Source organism: Cytobacillus sp. SAFR-174 (genome assembly GCF_051964675.1).
Lineage (GTDB): Bacteria > Bacillota > Bacilli > Bacillales > Cytobacillaceae > Cytobacillus.
Genome location: NZ_JBQCMZ010000038.1, coordinates 1 through 23,803, shown reverse-complemented (window position 1 = coordinate 23,803; position 23,803 = coordinate 1). Strand labels below are relative to the sequence as shown.

General features: G+C 40.4%; 16 protein-coding genes. 5 read left to right on the top strand and 11 right to left on the bottom strand.

Going from position 1 to position 23,803, the window contains the following annotated elements:
• Window positions 1-654 precede the first annotated feature (654 nt).
• The 6 genes from ACTHRG_RS23190 to ACTHRG_RS23165 form a co-directional block, all read right to left on the bottom strand.
• Window positions 655-2,382 (bottom strand): transglycosylase SLT domain-containing protein, encoded by a 1,728-nt coding sequence (locus ACTHRG_RS23190; RefSeq protein ID WP_076257567.1) that lies wholly within the window; start codon window positions 2,380-2,382, stop codon window positions 655-657.
• Between the two features lie 84 nt (window positions 2,383-2,466).
• Window positions 2,467-3,174 (bottom strand): C40 family peptidase, encoded by a 708-nt coding sequence (locus ACTHRG_RS23185; protein ID WP_076257568.1) that lies wholly within the window; start codon window positions 3,172-3,174, stop codon window positions 2,467-2,469.
• 235 nt (window positions 3,175-3,409) lie between these two features.
• Window positions 3,410-3,817, bottom strand: a complete 408-nt coding sequence (locus tag ACTHRG_RS23180; RefSeq protein WP_076257569.1) for a hypothetical protein — start codon at window positions 3,815-3,817, stop codon at window positions 3,410-3,412.
• Window positions 3,818-4,083: 266 nt separating this feature from the next.
• Window positions 4,084-6,546, bottom strand: coding sequence for a phosphodiester glycosidase family protein (locus tag ACTHRG_RS23175; protein ID WP_076257570.1), 2,463 nt, complete (start codon window positions 6,544-6,546; stop codon window positions 4,084-4,086).
• Window positions 6,547-6,703: 157 nt separating this feature from the next.
• Window positions 6,704-7,621: an anthrax toxin lethal factor-related metalloendopeptidase gene (locus tag ACTHRG_RS23170; protein WP_076257571.1), complete on the bottom strand. Its 918-nt coding sequence runs from the start codon at window positions 7,619-7,621 to the stop codon at window positions 6,704-6,706.
• Between the two features lie 20 nt (window positions 7,622-7,641).
• The gene (locus ACTHRG_RS23165) at window positions 7,642-8,874 is read right to left on the bottom strand and encodes a CAP-associated domain-containing protein (RefSeq protein ID WP_274574798.1); all 1,233 of its coding nucleotides are present in this window, start codon (window positions 8,872-8,874) and stop codon (window positions 7,642-7,644) included.
• Between the two features lie 146 nt (window positions 8,875-9,020).
• Here ACTHRG_RS23165 and ACTHRG_RS23160 point away from each other — a divergent pair, with 146 nt between their 5' ends.
• The 3 genes from ACTHRG_RS23160 (at window position 9,021) to ACTHRG_RS23150 (ending at window position 14,220) form a co-directional block, all read left to right on the top strand.
• The gene (locus tag ACTHRG_RS23160; protein ID WP_076257572.1) at window positions 9,021-10,481 is read left to right on the top strand and encodes an MBOAT family O-acyltransferase; all 1,461 of its coding nucleotides are present in this window, start codon (window positions 9,021-9,023) and stop codon (window positions 10,479-10,481) included.
• Window positions 10,482-10,491: 10 nt separating this feature from the next.
• Window positions 10,492-12,048 carry a hypothetical protein gene (locus ACTHRG_RS23155; RefSeq protein ID WP_076257573.1) on the top strand — a complete coding sequence of 519 codons (1,557 nt, stop codon included), beginning with the start codon at window positions 10,492-10,494 and terminating at the stop codon, window positions 12,046-12,048.
• 99 nt (window positions 12,049-12,147) lie between these two features.
• Window positions 12,148-14,220: a hypothetical protein gene (locus ACTHRG_RS23150; protein ID WP_076257574.1), complete on the top strand. Its 2,073-nt coding sequence runs from the start codon at window positions 12,148-12,150 to the stop codon at window positions 14,218-14,220.
• Between the two features lie 43 nt (window positions 14,221-14,263).
• On the opposite strand, the gene ACTHRG_RS23145 is transcribed toward ACTHRG_RS23150, so the two are convergent.
• From ACTHRG_RS23145 to ACTHRG_RS23135, 3 genes are all read right to left on the bottom strand, one after another.
• A complete protein-coding gene (locus ACTHRG_RS23145; protein WP_440232152.1) occupies window positions 14,264-17,788 on the bottom strand; it encodes a S8 family peptidase in 3,525 nt (1,174 codons plus the stop codon).
• 140 nt (window positions 17,789-17,928) lie between these two features.
• Entirely contained in the window at window positions 17,929-19,860 is a 1,932-nt protein-coding gene (locus tag ACTHRG_RS23140; protein WP_440232150.1) for a M14 family zinc carboxypeptidase, read from the bottom strand.
• Between the two features lie 120 nt (window positions 19,861-19,980).
• Window positions 19,981-20,865 carry a helix-turn-helix domain-containing protein gene (locus ACTHRG_RS23135; protein WP_083675305.1) on the bottom strand — a complete coding sequence of 295 codons (885 nt, stop codon included), beginning with the start codon at window positions 20,863-20,865 and terminating at the stop codon, window positions 19,981-19,983.
• 180 nt (window positions 20,866-21,045) lie between these two features.
• Between ACTHRG_RS23135 and ACTHRG_RS23130 the strand changes: the two genes are divergently transcribed.
• Together ACTHRG_RS23130 and ACTHRG_RS23125 are read left to right on the top strand one after the other, a co-directional pair.
• A complete protein-coding gene (locus tag ACTHRG_RS23130; protein WP_256815608.1) occupies window positions 21,046-21,174 on the top strand; it encodes a hypothetical protein in 129 nt (42 codons plus the stop codon).
• A gap of 336 nt (window positions 21,175-21,510) precedes the next feature.
• Window positions 21,511-21,828: a hypothetical protein gene (locus ACTHRG_RS23125; protein ID WP_076257578.1), complete on the top strand. Its 318-nt coding sequence runs from the start codon at window positions 21,511-21,513 to the stop codon at window positions 21,826-21,828.
• A 33-nt stretch (window positions 21,829-21,861) separates the two neighbouring features.
• On the opposite strand, the gene ACTHRG_RS23120 is transcribed toward ACTHRG_RS23125, so the two are convergent.
• On the bottom strand, window positions 21,862-22,764 hold the full coding sequence (locus tag ACTHRG_RS23120; RefSeq protein ID WP_440232149.1) for a helix-turn-helix domain-containing protein: 903 nt from the start codon (window positions 22,762-22,764) through the stop codon (window positions 21,862-21,864).
• A 552-nt stretch (window positions 22,765-23,316) separates the two neighbouring features.
• Complete coding sequence (locus ACTHRG_RS23115; RefSeq protein ID WP_440232148.1) at window positions 23,317-23,688, bottom strand: hypothetical protein; 372 nt, start codon at window positions 23,686-23,688, stop codon at window positions 23,317-23,319.
• Window positions 23,689-23,803 lie beyond the last annotated feature (115 nt).

The window sequence follows — 23,803 nt, the reverse complement described above, 5'->3', positions numbered from 1 at the left end:
TCTATTTGCAGATCCCCCCGCTCTATTTGCAAATTTACCATTCTATTTGCAGAATGGCACCGTCTATTTGCAGGTTTTCAATTCTATTTGCAGAAGCACACATTCTATTTGCAGATTGCCTCTTTATATGCAGAACTCGGGATTCTATTTACAGATTGCCTTTCTATTTGGAGAACAGAGGATTCTATTTGCAGATCCCCCCGCTCTATTTGCAAATTTACCATTCTATTTGCAGAATGGCACCGTCTATTTGCAGGTTTTCGATTCTATTTGCAGAATCGCACCGTCTATTTGCAGATTGCCTCTTTATATGCAGAACTCGGGATTCTATTTGCAGATTGCCTTTCTATTTGCAGAACAGAGGATTCTATTTGCAGATCCCCCGCTCTATTTGCAAATTTACCATTCTATTTGCAGAACGGCACAGTCTATTTGCAGGTTTTCGATTCTATTTGCAGATTGCCTTCCTATTTGCAGAACTCAGGATTCTATTTGCAGGTCCTCCCGCTCTATTTGCAAACTTACCCATTCTATTTGCACAATACAACATTCTATTTGCAACCGCCCGCACTCCTCCAATTTGCACACTCCACATACATACTTCACTCACCCCATCAAAAAGAGGCTCCCCAAAGGGAACCTCTAATTAAATAATTATTTCAGCCCAACAGATGCTGCATAGCCTTCTTTTCCATTAACTGAGACTTTGTACCAGCTGAATAGGTTGTATTTATTGTTATCTTCAATAGGGCCATCCAGAATTGTGATGCGCGTGCCCTTTGCAAGCGACGTTCCAGATCCTGCAGTTGAAGGTTTATCCCGGAATGTTGCAGCTCCAGAAATAACGATGCTGTCCCCTTTTTTAAACAGCTGAGTGGATGGGGTTTGTTTGCCAGTTGTATATTTCATTTTGCTGCTGAAGATAGCCTGTCCAGTTGAAGGATTATAAGAGATTTCCAAGTCATCCTTATTAATTGCCTCAGCATCTACTTGTGCCCACTTGCTGATATTGCTGTATACTTTCAGCTGATAAGGCTCTTCCGAGAAATTAGGATCATTGAACTTAGAAAGTCCATTGTATGCCATTATGGCAAAATACCAATTTTCCAATACCTCTTTATCCCCGTCATTTACAACAGGAATTCTGGAACCTGAATACTTCCATTTTTCTAATAGGATTTGAATTCCGGTTTCAATGTTTATGCCAATATCATATTTGGCTTTTTCCCAATTATAGCGGTCATCATGCTCATCCAGCGGAGTTACCTGCATGATTCCATAACCGTTATCCGGGCTTTTAAATACTTCTCCACGCTCAGTGAATTGCTGAAATGCGCCATTTTCGGTTAAAGCGATTGCTTTCACTAATTCTGGAGGAATGCCGGCTGCAGCTGCTTTTGTTGTCAGCAGATGTTTTAGATCTTCGATTGGCATTTGCACCTGTTTCATTTCACTTTTAATGGCGTCTGTAAACATCTGCTTAGATGCAGGGTTTTTAATTTCCTGGCTCAGTTTCACAGCTGAATCGTATAAGGCTGGAACCTTTGCATCGGAAATACCAGGCTTTACTAGTTCACGGAGCTCAAGGACCTGGTCGTTAAGAAGGGATAGATCCTTATATTCCGCATCTTTAATGCTCTCGGGAATCTTCCCTTTAAGAGTTTCCCATTCGGTGCGCAGCTGCTTTTTATATGTTTCCTGCGGAGTTACCTCTAAGAACATTAAGATTTTCTTGGCTTCTTTTAGAACGGTGTCATTCTGCCCTTTTGCCAGTGAAGATGATACCTGATCAAGAGCCATTTTAACGGTGACAGGATAACTTAGTTCATCCCTTAATGCTTCTGCAGATTCTTTAAAATTAGCACGAATGGCTTCCCTTGTGGTTTTGCCATAGACAGGATCCAGCAGAGCGGCTTGTTTCTTAATTTCATATGAAAGCTCATGGTAGGCCTTTACTGTTTCACTTGAGAGGATACCCTGTTCCAGCTGACTTTGCAAAAAGTGCTTCTTTTCTTCTATTTTCTTCCCAGCGGAAATTGCATCAATATAATAAACGGCCCGCTTGATCTGAAGCTGGCTTTCATCCAGTTTCGCCAAGTATGTCTGCTTTTTGCTGGAACTCAAAGTATTTACCAGCTTGATAGCTTCACTATAAGCTTTTTTTGCGGCGTTATACTCTGCATACGGTCTGGTTACACCATCGCCTGACCATTCAATGGAACATGCCCTTCTTAATATTTGAGAAGCTGACACAGACTTTTGAACAGCATTTTCAATTTGAGTGATAGAAGCTGCTTCTGTATTGCTGACATTTACAACAGCGGCAGCCGGAAAAATAAGAGATGCAGATAATAATACTTTCAAACCTTTTCTATTAGACAAAATTATATCCTCCTACAAAATAAAAACTCTTGCTATTTTAATTATAACAAGAGTTTAATAGATTATTAACCGTATTTTGGAAATTTATTGTCCAACAGGAACATATTCAATATACGATTCCATATTTGTTATATAAAGTTGAGATCCGAGGTTATATTGCCCTCCAAACAGGGTATCATAATTGTAAACACGGTACTTTTCGCCTGGATTTAAAATTCGAACCATCTTTAGCTTATTATTTTCCGTGCGCTGCCAGAGATTGATTTTCTTTTTAACATAAACCATGCCGATTTGACCTTGTTTAACTGGAACGGCAGCAGCCATTCCCTTTACACTTTCCTGTGGGACAACTCTCTTAGCACCTATGTATCTGCTCTTATAGTAGCTCATATCCATGCTGTTGATCATGATTCCGTCATCACTATCTGCATGTATAAATTTGTTGTCTCCCGTGTAGATGCCTGCATGTGATGCACCAGGCTTATAAGTAGTGAAAAAGACAATATCTCCAGGAAGAAGTTCGCCTTTGCTGACAGATTCTCCTGTTTTATATTGATCAGCCGTTGTTCTTGGAAGCTTTACACCATGCTCACTGTATACATAGGTTAAAAATCCTGAGCAGTCAAACCCTTTCGGTGTTGTTCCTCCCCATTTATAAGGAACGCCCTGCATCTGTTTTGCCAGTTTAACAATACTGTCCGGAGTTGCTTCTGCAGCACTTGCAGACTGATGAGTAAAAACCAATGGCAATGCCAGCAATAACACCAGCGCCTTAAGTAAGACTTTTTTCATAGTATGTATCCCCCTGTGAAACTTTTGGTATATATTAATTATCAAAAAATTATGTAATTAGTACTGATAATTAGATTTTATCCTATTATTAGACAAGATTCTATTTCATTTTCATAACAATATCGCGATAATATTACAAAGTTATTACAATAAACAGTGAATTATACCGAAAGATGTAGAATTTCACTTAATACGCAAAAAAAAACAGACCATCTTTAAGATAGTCTGCAGACTTTTAGCTAAATAGCGGCCATTGTCTCTGGTATTCGTCGCCCTCTATTTTTTCTAACGTTCTATATTTCAGAGGCAAAAGTGCATCTTCTGATATTTTCAAAAAACTTTTCCCGATTTCGAATGGAATGAGATCAAACTGATCTTCGTTCTCAGCAATAAAGTAGATTCCAGCCACCTTGCCTTTTTGTGACAAATCTATGTTCAGGAAAGATGGATAATAGGTATTATTATTTGCTTCCAGAATAGCCTTAGCCGTTATAGTGCCATCTTCTTCTTTTTCGATTGGATCATTGCTGATCTTCTCCAGAACCTTCGATGCCCACCCCTGCTTCTTATAACCGCCGATAATTTTAGGAGGATTCTCCTTTAATTGATTTACTAAATCCTGCATTTCTTTTGACTGTTCCATTGGTTAACAATACTCCCTCCAATGTTACGATGTTATTATACAGCTGCATTTGTATATATGAAACTAGTGTTTCATTATACCCCAATTATATAATTATGGACAATTTCAGTAATTAGAGTAGCATAATTACTAATTTTCTGCAATTTACACCCTATATTTCCATAACAAGCCTATAATATATTAAACGTATAAACAATATTAAATTTATGGTAACCCGCTTGTAAAAACAGAGAAAAGACTGAGTTTATGCACTCAGCCTTCTAAAATCATTCATACACTGCCTGAATTTGATCGATAAAAATTTGACCTCTATTTTTAAGTTCATCACTAACCTGCATATATCTTACAGGGATTTCCAAGGAATAAGGAGCTGTCAGCCCTGCCGGAATGTCTGCTTCAACATATTTCCAGCCAGTCCAATCAAGGTTCTTTGTGTAATCAAGCTGAACCTCTTTGCCTGCCGCATCCTTTAACTGACTGCGAAGCCAATGTCCTTTATTATCGCCATAAACCCACATGCCAATTTTTTTAGGTGATCCCATGATTGGGATAGGTTCTTTCTTTAAGGCATAAACACCGGAAGTTCCTGTTGTTCCAATAAAGTTATACGCCAATTTCAGTGATTTCTTTCCTTCTTTAACATATACCGATTCAGGGGCAGCCATAACTGACTCATATCTTGCTCCGGATGCCTGCCATCCGCTTGTATCGCCTTCAAAATCCTCAATGATAACAGGACCCGGATTTCCGGCGATCACTTTAATTTCAGCAGATACTTTGCCATGTGAAACAGTAATTGTGCCTATTCCGTCCTTGCCGGAAGCTTTAAAGATTCCGTTTTCAACTGTTCCTAAATCATCTGATACCGTGTAAGTAAAGGCTGATGGATCTGTTACGACTTCCATGCCTGCATGGTAGCCGGCAGCGGGAACTGCTGCTGTTCCGTTTTTATCCACGATGATTGTATCCTTTGTCACTTTGATTGAATCCAATTCGTTCGTAATGCTGACAGAAACATTGCCTGAGACTTTACCAGAGGCCGCCGTAATCGTACCTTTTCCAGGCATTTCTGAAGCTGTAAAGGATCCATCAGAATTAAATTGGCCACTATTCGATGTCCAAATAATAGGATCTTTTAAGCTGACAGGATTATTATTCTTGTCGACACCTTTAGCAGCAATCTTCAAGTCTTTATAAGATGCACCAGCAAATAATGTGATTTCCTCAGGGTTAAGCAGCAGTCTATAAAGCTCACCAGCTTGCTTGCGTGCAATGATCAGCAGGGAGTTCGAGACATTCCTCTCTCTGCCGTCGGAAGGGTTATTAACCACACTTGTTGTTGTTTCCCCCTGCTTTCTTGTCACCATTGTCGATGATCCGCCGCCATCAAAGGTAATGGCCTCAACAGCTCCAAAGTCTTTCATAACCTTAGCCAGATCTGTAAGAGTGACTCCTTTGCTTTGAGTTCTTCTTCCGTCAATTACAACTGCAAATACAGATCCATCTTCCTTAATTCCGATCGCTGTTCTTGGGTGGGCGCCTGCAATATTAAAGACTTTTGCCTCTCCGCCTTTAACCAGGTGGTAGCGCCCGCCTATTGCCTGCTGTACCCGGTCCCATTCAGGATTATCATAGCTTGCGTTAATCGTAATGGAGTCACCGGCTTTGAGTGATTTTAAATAATCACTGCCGGCAGCATGGCCTGACAGGATGAACTCACCAGGATTAAGCGCTGCACTTCCTTTTCCGATTATCACTTCTTTTACGGTAGCAGTGACCTGGCCATTTCCATTCAGCTGCCCTGTCAGATTCGAAAGCACCACTTCAGTACCTAATTCATTCGTCATTGTATTGCTTGCGAAATAAGGTGTATAAAGAACCAAGTGGCCCGCAAATCTCCGTTTATTAACAGAATTAATCAAGTACGGCTTCTGGCCATTTGCAGACACACTAAGCAAAACTTCCGGGTTGCCGATCATCGCTTTTCCGCTGAAGCTGACACCGAAAATCGTTCTTTCATTGACTGGAGTTGTATTCGTGGTAACCAATTCACCATTATGTACAGTTAAATCAGTTGGAGCACCATTTGAATCGAAATAGTCCCCATTTACCCCGGCAATTACATACTTTCCTTCTTCTTCTTCACGGTGTGCCATACTGTTAACCGTTTCGAATCCGATCATTTGGTCTTTAGCCAGGGAAGTCTCAAAAGAAATCTGGCTCGTTTTCTGGTCAACATCCAGCTTGTAGATTTCCTGATTCCCTTTAGAACCTTCTACAGAAAGCTTGGACTGTGTGACACCAGGTGCAAGCACAGCTGTCTGCTCCTGGGTAACTGTTCCTAAAGTTAGTTTGGTTCCATATAATTCAGGATTCACAAGCTTAAGCTTTAGCTTTGATGGCGTTTTGTATTGAACATAGCCTTTCATGTTGGTCACAAAGTACTGGCCCCCAACACCATATTGACCGCCAAAAGCTGAATCATATCGGTAAACCCTATATGCTTCACCAGGATTTAGAACCCTGACAAACTTCAATTTATTATTTTCCCTTTTCCATAGGTTAATAGGCTTAAGGATATCCACCTTGCCTATTTGGCCTTTAACCAGCTGCATTCCTTCCCAATATACGGCAGGCGCTGAGGCTGAAGCCTTCTTTGCAACATACGAAAAAGGGGACATGATCCCGGACAAAAACAAAAGACAACACAATAAAATTTTCTTCTTCATTACTCTCTCCCTCTGATGTACTATTTTCACAATAAGTCTATTATACGACAAAATACCAATTATTTTCCTATGATTCTACAAAAAAGATAGAATGGTATATATTACCTTAATAAAAATAGTCCACATAAAAAGCCTTGCCCGTCAGGACAAGACTACATTAATGCAGGTTTTCAAAAAACACCGCCGTTAATGGTGCTTTCTTTTTAAGTAATTTTCTCGTTTCTTCATTTAGATAGTACATAGCAAAGGTTTCTGCAAAATATTCTTCGGGATAATTTTTATAGTAGGAATTATCTCCAAAGAGAAGGACTCTCTCTTTCCCCCAGATTTCATTAAAACCTTGCGCAGACGATAGATTATTATATACCAGGCTGTCAATCGTATGTGCGATCTCATGCAGTTCAAGGTTGCTGGAGCTATGGCCGTTGCCTGGCTCGCTGTAACCAATCCGTATTGCCACTACAGAAGATCCGCCAATGCCGGGAACATCATCCCAGGTTCTATTTGTTCCTTCCCATCCTCTTGGCACTTGCCCTTTCAGATAAGCGTATTCAGGAAGATTGGTGATTGGGGCAGCAGTCAGTTTAATCTTAACCCCTTTTTCCTTTAATTTTCCTAATAGAGAAATAGGTATTTTGCTGATTCTGTTTTTTATATTTGAAACCTCCGGGGACTGCTCATAGCCTTTATCAGCAATAATAAGCTGATTCACAAGTCCCTCCTGTTCAGAATAGGACTTATGCAAGTCTGCCAGCTTAGACTTTGAAGGGGTCTCATATATAACTCTGTCTTTCATATTGGTAATATAATAGGATCCGCCAACCCTGAATTGCTGACGTTCCGGAACATAGCCATATACCCTGTATTGGTCTTTGGGATATAAGATGCGCACAAACTTAAGACTGCTGCCTTCCAGACGCCATAAGTTGATAGGCTTTGTGACAGTTACCCGGCCTATTTGCCCCTTAACCAACTCTGCTCCATCCCAATAGACCTTAGCAAAACTGTCTTTCGGGAATGCAAACATAAACAAAGCAGAAAATAGAAGGAACACTATAAATCTTCTATTTCGCATGTGCTGGCACATCCTTTATTTTAATAAGGTGTAAAGAAATTTTGTGTATAGTAAGGAATCGCTGTTTCCTTTTGGAACTGTACCCCTGCACCTAAATGAGTGTATTGAGCATTCAGGATGTTTTTACGGTGACCGGCCGAGTTCATGAGAGCTTCATGAGCAAAAATGCTGCTTGAATAGCCCATTGCAATATTTTCACCGGCATATAAATAATGAATCCCTTCCTTTTCCATCCTTTGAAAAGGGCTTTCGTTTCTAAGATTCATGTGATCAAAGAAATCATTTTCGGCCATATCCAAACTATGTTTCCGCGCCGAATTTTGGGCAGCTGAATTCCAGGTGACAGCTGCCAGTCCATTATCCGCCCTTGCAGCATTAACCAAATCAAACATTTGCATTTCCAGGCTCTTCTGAAGGCTGGAGCCAGGCGCGCCATAATGGCTTGCCTTCCGGTTTTCCAGCTTCCTTGAAATGAGCTGAATGCCAGTAACATTGCCTTTCTTATGAATATCATAGAACACAGTAATGTATGAATCTCTCTTATAATATGTCTGCTGCTTATCATTATTGACCATTACATAATTTACATTATTTTTATTGATGTAATTTATTGGCGTGCCCAATGCTGAAGTTACCCCTGATCTGGACGAGCCCTTAAAAATGCCAAAACTGTATAGTCTTTGGCTATTTGAATAAATGAATTCTGCTTTATTATCCACATACCCTATCATATAAAAATTCCGGTATTGATTATGATAAGTGTGCCAGGAAACGCCATACTCACCGAGAGATATCCGCTTTTCCTTTCCCAATTTTGCTTCAATAGATGATTTGCTGTCGCCTAGTTTAATGGAAGCACCGATGATTTCCAAGGATTCCTTCTTACAGGCAAGAGCTTTCTTTTTTGCTGCAGAAGGGGTTTCGTATTTTATTTTGGAATCCCGATTCAAGTACATGCCGCCTCCAACACTGAGCATGTCAGGCTTAAAAGCATATATTCGGTAAGTTCCCCCTGCTTTCAAAGTCTTCTGCTGAACCTTTGTGCTGCCTGATAATTTATAAAGAGGTGTATCCTTCAATACTGTTAATCTGCCAATTTGTCCAACTTTCAGTTCAGCCCCATCCCACCAGACCGGCTGGGTCCCTCTTGAACCTTCACACCTTTCCGCTGCATCTGCGGAAGAAAATGGAGGAATACTGATGAATATGGCAATCATAAAAAACAGGGCTGCCAAAACCTTTTTTTTACCCAAGATACACCCTCCAATTCGAAATATTCTTATTCCTATTCTAGTAGATTTAAGGTAAACAGTATAGTAAAAGTTGGGGTCCTTCCACCAGCTTCTTTCCATGATATAATGGGGACTGCACGAACATTTTGGAACAGGTGGAGAATACGTTGATTTTTAATTCCTATGAATTTATTTTTGCTTTTTTGCCTGCTGTTTGGATTGTCTATTTTTTACTGAATAGATGGCAGCTTTTCTTTATAAGAAATATCTGGCTTGTGATCAGCTCTTTATTTTTTTACAGCTGGTGGAATCCTGTCTATCTCCCATTAATTTTTATTTCCATGCTGCTGAACTACTATATTGGCACATTGCTTGGAAAGGCCGGGAGCCGGCGGGGAGCCAAACTGCTTTTGACTGCCGGCGTAACTGCCAATCTTGCAGCTTTAGGTTATTATAAATATTATGACTTTTTCATAGACAACCTTAATGCTTTATTTAGCACAAATTTTGATTTATTACACCTTGCTTTGCCGCTTGCCATCAGCTTTTTTACTTTCCAGCAGATTGCCTATCTTGTTGATGCTTACCGGAAAGAAACGAAAGAGTATGATTTTTGGAAATATGCATTGTTTGTCAGCTTTTTTCCGCAATTGATTGCAGGGCCAATTGTGCACCATAACGAAATGATGCCCCAGTTCTCCAGGGAAAAAGCACATAGAAGATTTCATTACGAGAATTTCGCAAAAGGAATTTTCATTTTTTCAATTGGGCTGTTTAAGAAGGCTGTTATTGCAGATACTTTTGCTGTCTGGGCTACAGCTGGTTTTGACCAGGCAGAGGTGCTGACTTTTATCGAAGCCTGGATCGTATCTTTATCCTACACCTTCCAGCTCTATTTTGATTTCAGCGGCTATACTGATATGGCCATGGGGGCAGCGCTTCTATTTAATATCCGGCTTCCGGTTAACTTTAACTCACCGTATAAGGCAGTTAATATTCAGGACTTCTGGAAGAGATGGCATATGACGCTGACGCGTTTTTTAACCCAATACTTATACATTCCCCTTGGCGGAAATCGCAAGGGAATCCCCAGAACCTACGTGAATGTTTTTCTTGTTTTTTTCGTCAGCGGTTTATGGCATGGTGCCGGCTGGACATTCGTACTATGGGGAACACTGCATGGAGCTGCTTCACTTCTGAACCGTTTGTGGCATCAGCTCGGCTTTAAAATGAACAAGTTTCTTGGCTGGTTTATCACCTTTCAGTTTGTCAATTTTGCCTGGGTATTTTTCAGAGCTCAAACATGGGAAGATGCAGAAAAAGTGTTAAAAGGCATGGCTGGAATGAGCGGGTTCACTTGGCCCGAACAGCTCACATCCCTTTTTGCGCCTTCAGCCGTTCAGGCGGTGGAAATACTCTCTATTAACGCCGCAACTGATACATCCCTTTTATACATGCTTTTCATCCTGGCAGGTGCCTTCGCGGTCACTTTATGGGCTAAGAACTCAGTAAGATTGATGGATCAGCTTAAGCCTTCCTGGTTTTCTGCGTTCTTCATCTGTGCCTTGCTTCTGATTTCTTTCTTTAGCATGACAAGAGTCAGCGAGTTCTTATATTTTAATTTTTAGGTGGTTAATCATGAATGTTTATAAAAAATGGCTGTTAAAAGTCCTGGCTGCTTTTATGATTTTAGGCTGTCTCTTCGCCATGCCGATTGCTGTATTTAACTATACGACAGATCCATTATGGATTTTCCCGCATAAAAATGAATGGAATGATGTGCAGCAGGGTTTTAATGAAAGACAGCAGAAAGTAAACAAATTTAAATATGGGAAAGAACAGTATGATGCCCTTTTATTGGGAAGCAGCCGCTCTACTTATATAAACCAGCATGATTTTAAAGATTTGAAGGTGTTCAATTTTGCTGTAAGCTCTATGTACGCAGAGGAGTATAAAGGATATATTGACTACGCCAGGGAACTCAACGGAAAACCGTTTGAATATATTTTCCTGGGTCTGGACTTTTTCGCTACAAATAAATACCGCGAGCTTGCCGAAGAAAAACCGGAATTCTATACAGGACAGGCTGACAGCTATCTATACAGAATCAAGTCGACTGCGTCCTTTGATACTTTGAAAAAATCTATATCTGTTTATCAATCATCGAAAAAGAATCAACCTGTATTCATAGATCATAGGTATTATAATCGTAATAATGTGGCTATGCCTTTCCCTGTGGATGATCAATTAAGACAAGCCAGAATTGAAACGAATATCTATCAATTTTTCCAAAATAATGAACCCTATGAGTATGACCCTAAAGTAATGGAGATGCTGAAACAGCTTAAGGCTGAAAACCCGAAAACTAAATTTATTGTCTATACAACACCAGTTACCCTTCCGCGTTTTGTCATTGAAATGCAGAATGAGGAATACCTGAAAGGTTATGAGCGCTGGCTTATGGACCTGACGGAAACCTTTGGCACCGTGCATCACTTTATGGATATAAACGAAATGACAAGGCACTTGCCAAACTTTATAGACTCCCATCACTTCACTCCTGATGCAGGGACAAAAATAGTTCAGGCTATTTGGAATGACAGAAACGATTTCGGCGTTACCCTGAATAAAGATAATGCAGAAGCCGAAATTGCAAAGATTAAGAAGGAAATCAAAAAATCAGAAACAGAAGCTTATGACTACCTCATACCCATCGGTTCGAAGAGTCCGTCTTATTCTTTTGTCCCGCCAAATTTCGAAGCATTTTCAGCTGAAGACTGGCTTAGCCAGCTGATGCCGATGAAATTGCTCGGAATGGATGGTGATTTTCAGGTAACGGAAGGAAACACCGGCGGCATGGTATTAAAACCCATGAGTGAAAGCCAGAATGCAATTCAAGCAGGCTTCAGCCTGACGGACATGAACATCTCTGCTTCTGAAGAGCTTACTTTTATCGTTTCTCTGAAAGGAAAAACAGCCAATCCAGGTGACGTGCAATTATTTATCCAGGATCAGGTGAACGGCCAATGGGAAAGAAAAGCATATAATACCATTCCTGCTGAAGATGTTTCCCGCTCCTTTAAAGTATCGAAAAAAATCAGAAAAGGCGCCGAAAATGTTATGGTTGGAATCCATTGGAAGAATGCAGATTCAGAGGATCAATGGATACAGATAGATACCGCTGATATTTACTAGTGAGAAGAGCCATGCTCCAACAAAGGAGATGGCTCTTTTCATTATTGGATAATTATAGTAATGTAGGAACTGATTACTATAAAGTCTTTGGGGGAAAATATGAATCTATCCAAGTTAAAAGTCAATTACATTCTAGCCGCATCTCTCATTGCTGCACCCGTTTTCTTTTCCAGTGCAGCATACGCAGAAGATTTAACAGATCAGGAGGAGAGTATTGAATTGGATGACAGCCAGACACCTTCTCAAGAAGAAGCAGATCCATCACAATTGCTAAAAGAAGAAATAGACCCGGCAATCGAAAAGATTGGGCCCCAGGTATTCCACGGAACTGCCCTTGCAGCAGCCTACGGGGAATCACCTGAAAACAAGCCCTATATGTACATCATTCAGCACGGGACTCCATCCGCTTTATCTATCGTCAACCTGACCACAGGAAAAACAGAAAAGACTTACACACTTGAAAATTCCACAAGTGCTTGGGGAATTGATGTGGATGCAGATCAAAATGTCTGGATCGGAGGAACATCAGGCGGGCATATTTACAAGTACGATCCTGCCTCTAAAAAGCTGACTGATTATGGAAATAAACTTAAGCATAGCCGGGATACCTCTATCCAGGACCTGCACGCCGCCGGAGGAAGAATATACGGATCCACAGCTTATAATGGAACGGTATTTTCCTATATACCTGAAACAGGTGAAAGAAAAGACTATGGTCAAATTATAAGAGGCAAAGAATTTGCAAAAAGTGTTTACTTTGATGAAGAACAAGAGAGCATTTTCATGGGAATCGGATCGAAGGCTGAGCTTATCCGCTATAATATCCGCACAAAAATCAGGGATCGTTTCCTGCCTTGGGAATACCGGATGGAGAAATACGTATCAGATATTCAAGTGGCAGGCGAGTATTTATTTGCCAAATTGGATCCAAGCCCCAAAGTGCTGGTTTTTAACAAGAACACATTAGAATGGCTTGATGAGTTTGATTCAACGTCTAAAACCGTGTCTGTGAAGTCACCATTAGAAGAAGCTGTGTATTATACAAACAATGAAGAGCTGTACGCTTATTATTTTAAAACTCAGGAAACGGTAAAAATGAATGTTCCCCTTGAAGGAATGAACGTAATAAATATAGATTTTGTGGAAATGGGAACAGAGGATTACCCCGGGTACACACTGACGGGATTGTTAAGCAATAACGGGGATTATTTTACCTATAATTTAGAGACCCGGGAATTTAAGATTCATCAGGCAAAACTTGCTCCACTTCCAGTCACTTTATATACAATGGGAGTGACACCTGATAGAGATAAGATCATTATTAATGGCTATATGTCAGGCGGACTCGGCCTCTTTAACATTGCAAGCGGTGAAACAGAAGAAGTGAAGGGCATCAGCCAGGTTGAATCTATGGCATACTTAAATGACAAGCTATATTTTGGAGCCTATCCAAAAGCGAGAATCCTGGAATACGATCTGACAAAACCGTTTGAAGGCCAAAATATAAATGAAATTGCCCGTTATAAAGACGTGGGCCAAGAAAGGCCAACTGCCATGCTTGGGATTAATGAGACCAACCAGCTGTTCATAGGCACTTATCCTGAAACAAGCACGGGCGGCGGACTGCTGTCTGTTTATAATCCTGAAACAAAAGAAACCATTAATTATGAAAACTATATAGAAAACCAAAGCATCATTTCACTTGTAAAAGCCGGGGATCATATTTATGGGGGAACATCGGTGTATGCCAACCATGAGCGTGCAAAGAGTGATGCAGTGTTATTCCGCTTTCCATCTGATTCACCTTCAGATAAAGAGGAGCTAAACTTCCCAATAAAAGCTGCCATGATTAATGCGTTAACTCCTTACGAAGAAAACTATATCTTCGGTATGGCAGACGGAAAACTGTTTAAATACGATATCGAATCCGGTCAAACCAAGCAGGTAATGATTGTACCAGCCATTTCCGGCCGCTTTAAAAATGCGAATCTGCAATTCGGAAAGGACCATTACCTATATGGAACAGTAGAAGGCGTATTATTTAAAGCAAATCCGAAAACAATGGAAGTCACACTGATCAAAAAAGAAGGTGCCCATGACTTAGCCATCGATCAGAATGGCCATATATATTTCAGAAACGAAGCAGACATGTGGAAATACGAACCTAAATAGAAATAAAAATTCCCTGCCTCAATTAGACAGGGAATTTTTATTTCTATTGCAAGTTAACTTTCAAACTATAAGAATCCAATGTAGAACCGCCGAATGTATCACGGACTTTGATATGGTAGACTCCTTTTTTCAGGTTAAAGTACAGCACTTCCCCATCTCCTTCAGAGTAGTAGTCTGCTTTAGCCAGTAGTTTGCCATCTTTATAAAGAGTCACAACACCATCAATTTCAGTTCCGGCATTAAATTCGATATAGCCTTTCGTTTGTTTATCTATTTTCAATTCATACCAATCTTCGTCACCGTTCGGTACACCGGCATTAAGATGTCCGGAGGCAGTCAAGAGCTTGCTGCCTGACTTCTTCATCATCAGCGGCTTAGAAGGTTTGTTATTCTTCACTACAGAACCCTTATCTTCGTCATTTTGGTTAACCGGCGCCACAGCCAATTCATAAGGAAGCAGGGACAATGGAGTATTGCCATCAAAATAACCGGAGGCAATAATAATATAGTTTTTATTTTTCTCAGCTTTAAATGATCCATAGGTTGCTCCGCTGTCAATTCCCTTTTCAATATACTGAATTCGATCGAATTCCTCCGGATCCAGCTTGCGGTTCTTGTTTACATCTTCTGCGATGACCACAATTCCATAGAACGGGCTCAGCAATTCCTTAGGATATTTCGCTTTCCATTTGGCATCAGCATTTTTCCTCTTCATGGATACCCCATAAATGTTTGCTGTTTTGCTTTCAAGATAGAAAACATCCTGATCGAAAGGCATCGCGAGGTTCCCTTCGATTTTTGCTGAAGGAAGATTCTTTATTTTCTCCAGGCTATCGTTATCTTCATAAGGATCCTGAGGATCTTTAATCACCATTTTGGCACTAAAGATGTATGGATCAAAAGATGTTGAACCAGTATAGTAATCTGCACCAGCCTTAATATAGTAGCTCTCTCCAGCTTTCAGACCCGTTAGCATGGAGGCATCCAGCTTCATGCTTACCCAGTCAAATTGCATATTGGTTCCAATCTGCTCCAAAAAGGCATACGTGTTTCCTTCCACGTCTGTCTCTTCCTTAATGCGGTAAATCTCCATTAAAGGAACCTGGCCTTTTTTATCGTCAAACTTAAATTCATAGATTCCCGTTTCATCCGGCACAACACTAAACCAGTCTTCATCTTCTAATGTCTGGATATAGCCTTCACCTTTTTCATCCATTTTAAAAGGCTGGGCACCCTCTTTAAGGATTTCAGTGAAATCAGGCTCAGTTTCAGCTTCTTCTTCAGATGCTTCTTCTGTTTCTTCTTCCAAATCCTCAAATGCACTGCGCTGTTTTTCAAGGCCATTGCCGGCCATTTCTTTCTCAGCGGCTTCCTCATCCATCATATAAGGGAATATATCTTCATCTGCCGGCAATGTTTTTCCATTAACCTGCAGTTTGTATGGAATCAGAGAAGGTTCAGGAGTCTGCTCTTCTTCAAGCAAGTCGAAGTTTAACATGAAATCATACATGCCAAAGAAATATTGATCGATTTTATTAGATATTTTTATGATATACGGCATTTCCGGCATAGCTGTAAAAGAGAGAGTTTCCCCTTCACTTTTGCCGCCCCTGTTTGCATAGAATGCCGGCTCAATCGGGTATTTGCCGTAAAACATTTCTTCAAGAAGCGCCTCTTTCTCTTCTTCCGTAATCTCTTCCATATCAGGAGGGAAAATCTGATCCCCCATATAAACACTGATGCTTGTATCAACACCCGGCAGTTTAGCTAAATCAATTTTCACTGCCTGTTCCTCTTTAACAGTGAATTGATAGAAATCATCATCGCCATCTTTCCCGGTTAAAAGCTCCTTGCCATATGAGTATGGCAATTCAATAGAACTCATATTGTGAATAGAATTGCCATCTTCTTCGATGCCAGATGCCTTTTCAGCGGAAAGGCTGAATTTTGATTGCCCTCTGCCCGAATCATCAAAGCTGCCATTGACATCCTTAACGCCGAATGCAAGCGTTCCTGAAAATGGAACTTCAAACAGCTTTCCTTCCTCATAGCCTTCTCTGACTTTGTTTACATCCAGCTCTACTTTCCCTTCATCGGAAACCAAAAATAATTTGAGCTTGTAATCAAATTGCTTGGCTCCGTTAAGAACAAATTGAACTAAATCGCCTTTCTCGACATCTGTTTTATACCATTTCTCCTGGAACGGGGCTGTAATCGCTCCTTTAACTGTCTGCTTCTTCTCAAGACTTACCGCTTCTGCCTTTTCCAGAATTTCTTTTTCAGACAATTGGTGTTTTGTCAGCGCAGGCAGCTTCTTAATATCATATTGCATAGCTGCAGCCGGATTAAGCAGGCCATTTCCATATACTACATCAAATCCCTTATCACCCAGATCCTCCGCTGTATGCTCCAATATATATTCGATCTGAATCGGAGTCAGGCCAGGGTGCTTGGACAGAAGCAAGGATGCTGCTCCAGCTGCCATAGGCGAGGCCATGGACGTTCCGCTCATTTTAAGGAAGCTCGATTTTTTTTCGTAGTCATACATAGTGCTGTATACATCTTCACCAGGAGCTACAATATCAACGGACGTGCCATATGTAGATAAAATCCCCAGCTTTTTGCTGCTGTTTATATTCCCAACACTGATGACACCTTCATAGGCAGCAGGATAGCTAAGTGAATCATCCCCTGTATTTCCTGCCGCGGCCACCACTACAACATTCTTTTCAGCAGCCTTTTTGAGCGCTTCTTCAATCAGAGGAGATTTCATAGGACCGCCAAGACTCATATTGATTACTTTTGCACCTTTTTCTACTGCATAGAGAATCCCCTGGGCAATCACATAATCTGAAGCGCCCCATCCTCTGTCAAAAACATCAATCGGAAGAATTTTAGCATTTGGATTAACACCATAGCCGCCAATGCCGTTATTCTTATTGGCTGCAACAATTCCAGCCACATGGGTGCCATGATAATCAGGTGTGCCGGGGCTCATTGGATTGACTGCATTATAGCTCGGGAGCAGCTTTCCCTTTAAATCAGGATGGTTCATGTCCACACCCTGGTCGATTACTGCAACCGTTACAGGGTTTTTTCCAGCCAGTTTTTGAGCCTTTTCCAGCTGAAGAAGTTCGTTCTGATATTGTTCTTTTGCTTTAGGATCCGGCAGCGAAAGCGGTTTGTAATTGACGCTTGGATAGGCGGATATAACTCCGTTCAGCTTTTTGTAATTGGTTAATACTTTGCTGAACTGATTTTTATTCCTCACTTTAACAACAGCATAATTTAAATTGGAGAACTGCTTAATCAATGTTCCCCCTGCCATTTTGTGCTGCGATTGGGTGAGCGGCTTTTTAAATTTAACCACCAGAGTATCTCCGCTTAACGCAGATTCTTTTGACTGCTCCAGTTTCTTTTGCAATGACGGCTGGTCAATTTGCACCGCCGAAATGCCCGGCACCTCTTTTCCGCTTTCTGCAGATACACCAGATGCTCCAAGCAGAGACCCGGCAGCAATGCCAATTCCTGCTGCAAGATTAATAGATTTTTTCAGCCAGCGTTCCATTCCCTTCCTCCTCATAACTGTAAAATGATAGTTGCTACCATCATATTACTATCATTTTCAATTAATAGAAAGTTTTACCATATTAAATTATTCGACAAAAAAAGAGCCGGGTTTTTATAAACCCAACTCTAATAGTAAACTTATGGCTGCTCTTCTGAAACAGCTTCTGCATCTGTTTGAGAGGCATCAGCTTCGGGATCTTCTGTTACGTTAGCGTTTGCCTCTGAACCCTGTTCTGATGGCACTTCACTTTCAGTATTAACAGCCGGGTCCAATTCTTGTGAGCTGTCTTCCTGCTCCTGAACCGGCTCTGCTTCCGGCTGTTCTTCTGAAGGCTTTAAGGCTTCATACTCTTTCACAATTTCCTGCTTCATTTTTGCAAGCACTGCTTCAAAGCCAGGCAATTCACGGTATCTGCCAGGATAAAGCTTGTTGCCTGCCTCTTTGATTTCCGCAGAACGTCTTTCAAGTCTGTTTAACTCCGCCAATTGGCTCTCAACTGCATCGAGTTTATCGGCACTAAGGTTAACCTGAATTTCTTTCATTAGCATGTATCTGGAAATCTCATAAATAACTGTTTCTTTCGTAATCTTTGCAGGCAATACATACTTTTCAGCTGCAATGTCACGAACATGAGGACCATAAAGCTTATTAATAAACAGCTCCGTTTTCTTAATCTGGTATGAAAACTTATGGTAAGCTTCCACTGTTTGTTCATCCAGAGTACCAGCATCTATCAATGTAATTAACTCTGCATTCATTGCTGTCAGCTGCGCTCCGGTTTTTTCTGTATCGATAAAGACTGCTGCCCGGGCTTTATGATCATAAGCCTCCTTCAGCACTGCCATTAACCGGTTTTGATCGTTTTGAGGCAGGCCTTTCAGCAATGTTTCAGCTGAAGCAATACTTTTACTTGCATTCTGGTAGGCTTTTGCAAAGTCTGCACTTACTTTGAAATCACTTGTACTTTTTATGTTTCCAGAATAATAGGATCGGAGCTTTCTTGATTTTGCAACAGCATCATTTGTCTGGTTTGTTGCCTGGGTTACCTTTGAACTTGTTTTTGCCCCGCTTAAGCTATAGCCGATGCCTGCTACATAAAGTCCTACACCCTGATTTTGCTTCCATATGCTTTGAAACTCTGAAAGCGGCAAGCTGGTTTCACCTGCATATCTGCCGATTTCCGGAGTAAACCCTGGAAGCTTATGGGTTGAAGTAAACCAATCCGTAAAGCCGCCTCCCGATGGTCTTGCACCCGGGTACACCAGACTATATCCTGTCATTTTCCCTATGGTTTTGGCATATTGATGATCCCGGTCGTATAAAGCACCTGTCTGATGGAATTTCCAGTAAAGAATCTGTCCGCTTGAATGGTAAGCAAGAGCAGATGCAGGCTTAATCTCATTCACAAAGTTTATAATCGCCTTCACTTCAGAAGCCGATTGCGGCTGGGATCCTTTATAATTCTTGTAATAGGGCTTTCCCGGATTGCTTTTAATATTGGCCCAATCAGCAGGATACTGGCGGTTCAAATCGACTCCCTTTCCATTTGCTTTCCAGCGTTTAAAATCCTTGCTGCCTGCATTCATTTTAATTAATCCCGCATGCGCGCTCGAAGGAAATGCTTTTAATCCAAATTGCTGCAGTGTCACACCATCCGGATTAACCATCGGCACAAACCACATGGTGGTTCTGTTCAGATGAGTCCGCACATCCGCACCCGCTATTGTCCGTCCGCTCTTATAGGCTGAAGCGTACTGTTCAAGCATATACATGTTCAGCGTAGTCGACATCCATTCCCTGGCATGGTGGGATCCATTGATAAATATGTTTGTTCCGCCTTTTCCAAGTGATACGGCATAAATATTTCTTCCATATTCACTTTTTCCAATAACTTTATATGTAATAAGATCTGGGTATTGCTTGGCAAGCTCCACAATGTCAGCCTGCATTTTTTCATAAGTATAAACTTCGGCTGGATTCACCGCTGCAGCTTCGGCACGATGTTCCAAATGGACGAAGCCGGCAAGAACTAACAATATTGTAAATATGAATCTCATTAAAATTTTCATCTTTTCCTCCTAAAATTTTGTACATCTATTAATATACTATGCAGAAGGACAAATTTGGGGAAAATTCAGCAATTTTTTCAAAATCGCCCATCAAAAAAAGCCTGTCTAATCAGGACAGGCTTATGCAAAGGTATGCCATTTTTGAATTTTGCTATTAATAAAGTTTACGTACTTCTCATCTTCCTGAAGTTCAAAAATAATCAGAGATTTTTGCATGCATTCTCTTGCTTTCTGGAACTTGCCTTGAATTTCATAGTTGTAGCCAATATGATAATGAAGCTCCCCAAGAAGATAAAGATTATCTTTTTCAATGCACCACCTGACGGCTTCCCTGCAGTATTTAATTGAATCACTATACTTCTCAAGACGAGTCAGTGATCTCGCAATATTATAATAAAGTCTGCACAATAAAGTATGGTCATTAATGAATGGCAGCTGATGGAGATATTCTTTTGCTTCAAAATAGACTTTCAGCGATTTTTTATAATCCATTTCTTCAAAATAGACAGAACCGATACTCAGCAAAACTTCTATTTCACGTTCAGACCAGACCTTGTCGGTATAATGAGTTAAAGCTATGGCTTTAGAAAGGATGTCAATCGCTGCTTTAGAATCCTTATGAAGCATATACTGGCAAATTCCCTTATGCCATAATAGAACCTGAAAATTTTTATTGTTTTGCTGGAATAATGGATTCTTCTCTTCCGTTTTTACAATTTGTTCCATCTCTCTGTAATCCGAGTTTCTTCTGGCCAAGGTTAATTGCCTTAAGACTTCCTGTACATAATCCAGCCGGGGCGTTGTGCCAATGTCGAAGAAATAGTTCACATCCACACCAAGGCGTTCGGATATTAAATATAAAGTAGATGCATAGGGATATACATCCCCCTTTTCAATTTTGCTGATCTGCGCCTGCGTACAAATCCCTTTGGCAAGCTCTCCCTGTGATAAGTTCATCAGTTTTCTTAGTTCCCTGATTCTTTGGCCAATCGCGGAGAAATTCACCCTTTTCACCCCTTTCATGTAAATATGCCTAGAGTTATATTTTTATTGTTGATAAACAGGAAAAAGGATATAAGACAAAGTATACTGGTAAAATTAAATAAATATACAAAAAACGCTTCTGAATTATTTATGGTTTAATATAGATAGTTCCTTAATTTTAAAAAGCAAGGAGGAATTTTCATGAAAAAACGTTTATTAGTTATGATGGCCGTATTCACTTTTGTATTTGGAGCTGCAGGCATTACTTTTGCTGCTGGAAATAACGGCGGCGGCGGTGTTACAACTCAAGAGCTTCCGACTATATTCTAATTTTGACTGTATATCTGTTAGGATTTCAAAGGGGTTGACCCTTGTCTTATTAATCTCCAATTGAGGCACTTCATCTGAAGTGCCTATTTTTTTTGCAATTAAAACTTAATTACTGCTCAAATTCAACACGCCATGATAAATTCCCTTCTTTTGCAGAGCAGTGATGCTGATTATATTCTTTCAGGAATATTCCTATAGTTATAATTTTATATGAAAACCTCACTTTTTCATATTAAATATACATTCCAATATCTAAATCACCTTCTGATTTCAATCAGCAAAAGGAACTATTTTTGTTATGATAAGGGCATAAAGATGCAGGGAGGGTGAAAGGGTATGAATCTTGATATGAAAATTCAGCCGAAGTTTATCGAGAACGAAAGCGCGATCATTTTTTCATTCTACTTTAGAAACGCATCAATGAAAGTTGGAGAAGCGGTTATCTATACTTGTGAAGAAGAACAAAATGAAGAATTGGCAAGAAAGGTTTACAGTATCCATGAAGAATTAACGGAACTAAACGAGAACTCAAAAAGAAAAATGGCTTATGTAACGGAGCTGACTATACCAGAAGGATTTAAAAACCAGTCATTCACTAAAATAAAAGAGTTTCTAAAAATCATCGGCATCAACACATGCGTATACCAGCATTGATGTCACAGGATACCTGATGTTTATGGATGAGCATCAGGTATTTTTCATTAATTCATCTTCCTGCCACTTCATTAACTTGCCATTAATATAATCCGAATATTTATGATCCTTCTGCAGGTCAAAAATCAGCAATGCCTTTTTCATATAATCTTGAGCAGAACGATAATCTTCCGCCAGTTCGAAATTGTAGCCAATGTGATAGTGAAGTTCTCCCAATAAAAAGAGGTTATCTTTTTCAATCCCCCAGTCGATTCCTTCTATGCACGTTTCAGTTGATTTTTCATATAATCCTTTCCGGGTAAAAGCTCTGGCCATATTATAGAGCAGTTTAGTTTTTAATATATAATCCCGCAATTGGGGAAGATTTTTCATCTCTGTATATACACTTTCATAAACCTGAATAGCTTCATCCAGCAGATTATTTTCAAAGAAAACGATGCCTTTGCTTAAGAGAATTTCCAGCTCCTGTTCCGTCCGGAATTTTTCATTAGTCAATTCCAAAGCTTCATCAAGAGTTTGCAGAGACCGTTCAAAGTCCGAATGGACGTGATAGAGGCATATGCCTTTATGCCAAATCAAAAGCTGCAGATATTTCTGGTTTTGATAAAAAAGCGGGTTCCTTTCCTCCATCTCCACGATCTCTTCCATCTCCCGATATTTAAAATTGCGACGTGCAATTTTAAGCTGTCTGGCCACTTCTTCGACATAGTCCAGCCTTGGCGTTAAACCAATATTGAAGAAATAATTCACATCAATGCCCAGTTTTTGAGATATTAAAAAAAGGGTTGATGCACACGGAATTACTTCCCCATTCTCCAGCTTACTGATTTGCGCCTGCGTGCAAATGTCCTCTGCCAGTTCCTTTTGAGTAATTCTTTGTATTCTGCGCAGTTCTTTTATCTTGTCTCCTATAACAGAAAAATCCAAAGTTTCCACTCTCCAAAAATTATTCCAATTATTATATTATTATTATAAATGCTTCTATAACCTAGTAAAAGCTATATTCTATTAAAATAACCGGCATTCAGCAGGAATCCAGACTTTTAGGTAATATGTTTTAATTAGTTCATAAGTATTTAATACTTTCGGAAGTTCGTCACTTTACGAACATCATCCAATTCTCCAATTTATTGCCGCCCGGACTGACCGGGCGGCCCTTTTTTTGTGCTTGGAACTTGTTATTCGGGTTTCTTTTTGCAGAAATGTGCTTGCCGGGTGCAGGAGTTTGTTTCTATTTGAAGGGAATCCGGTTCTATTTGCAAGTTCTCCCAGCCTATTTGCGGGATCCGGTTCTATTTGCAAGTTTCACCTTTCTATTTGCAAGTTCCCTCTTCCTATTTGCAGAATCCCCACTCTATTTGCAAGTTTCCTCTTCCTATTTGCAGAATCCCCTAACTATTTGCAAGTTCCCCTAACTATTTGCGGGATCCGGTTCTATTTGCAAGTTTTACTTGTCTATTTGCGGGATTTCGGTTCTATTTGCAAGTTTTACTTGTCTATTTGCAGGATTTCGGTTCTATTTGCAAGTTCCTCCGGCTTATTTGCGGGATCTGGTTCTATTTGCAAGTTCTCCCAGCCTATTTGCAGGATCCCGGTTCTATTTGCAAGTTTCACCTTTCTATTTGCAAGTTCCTCCGGCCTATTTGCGGGATCCGGTTCTATTTGCAAGTTCTCCCAGCCTATTTGCAGGATCCCGGTTCTATTTGCAAGTTTCATCGGCCTTTTTGCGGGAACCGCTTCTATTTGCAAGTTCCATCGGCCTATTTGCAGAATCCCCCTTCTATTTGCAAGTTCTCCATGCCTATTTGCAGAATCCCCCAGCCTATTTGCAAGTTCCCCAATTCTATTTGCATAGTCCATATTTCACCTCCATGCCGCACAGTCTCAGCCAAAAATTCCAATCGAGTAGGAGGGGGTGATTAACCCCCGACCTCTCACACCACCGTACGTACCGTTCGGTATACGGCGGTTCGAA

Coding starts and splice junctions, on each gene's coding strand:
- ACTHRG_RS23170 (WP_076257571.1), bottom strand. CDS start 7,621: ATGCGAAATAGAAGATTTATAGTGTTCCTTCTATTTTCTGCTTTGTTT.
- ACTHRG_RS23185 (WP_076257568.1), bottom strand. CDS start 3,174: ATGAAAAAAGTCTTACTTAAGGCGCTGGTGTTATTGCTGGCATTGCCA.
- ACTHRG_RS23130 (WP_256815608.1), top strand. CDS start 21,046: ATGAAAAAACGTTTATTAGTTATGATGGCCGTATTCACTTTTGTATTT.
- ACTHRG_RS23175 (WP_076257570.1), bottom strand. CDS start 6,546: ATGAAGAAGAAAATTTTATTGTGTTGTCTTTTGTTTTTGTCCGGGATC.
- ACTHRG_RS23145 (WP_440232152.1), bottom strand. CDS start 17,788: ATGGAACGCTGGCTGAAAAAATCTATTAATCTTGCAGCAGGAATTGGC.
- ACTHRG_RS23115 (WP_440232148.1), bottom strand. CDS start 23,688: ATGGACTATGCAAATAGAATTGGGGAACTTGCAAATAGGCTGGGGGAT.
- ACTHRG_RS23150 (WP_076257574.1), top strand. CDS start 12,148: ATGAATCTATCCAAGTTAAAAGTCAATTACATTCTAGCCGCATCTCTC.
- ACTHRG_RS23140 (WP_440232150.1), bottom strand. CDS start 19,860: ATGAAAATTTTAATGAGATTCATATTTACAATATTGTTAGTTCTTGCC.
- ACTHRG_RS23180 (WP_076257569.1), bottom strand. CDS start 3,817: ATGGAACAGTCAAAAGAAATGCAGGATTTAGTAAATCAATTAAAGGAG.
- ACTHRG_RS23125 (WP_076257578.1), top strand. CDS start 21,511: ATGAATCTTGATATGAAAATTCAGCCGAAGTTTATCGAGAACGAAAGC.
- ACTHRG_RS23155 (WP_076257573.1), top strand. CDS start 10,492: ATGAATGTTTATAAAAAATGGCTGTTAAAAGTCCTGGCTGCTTTTATG.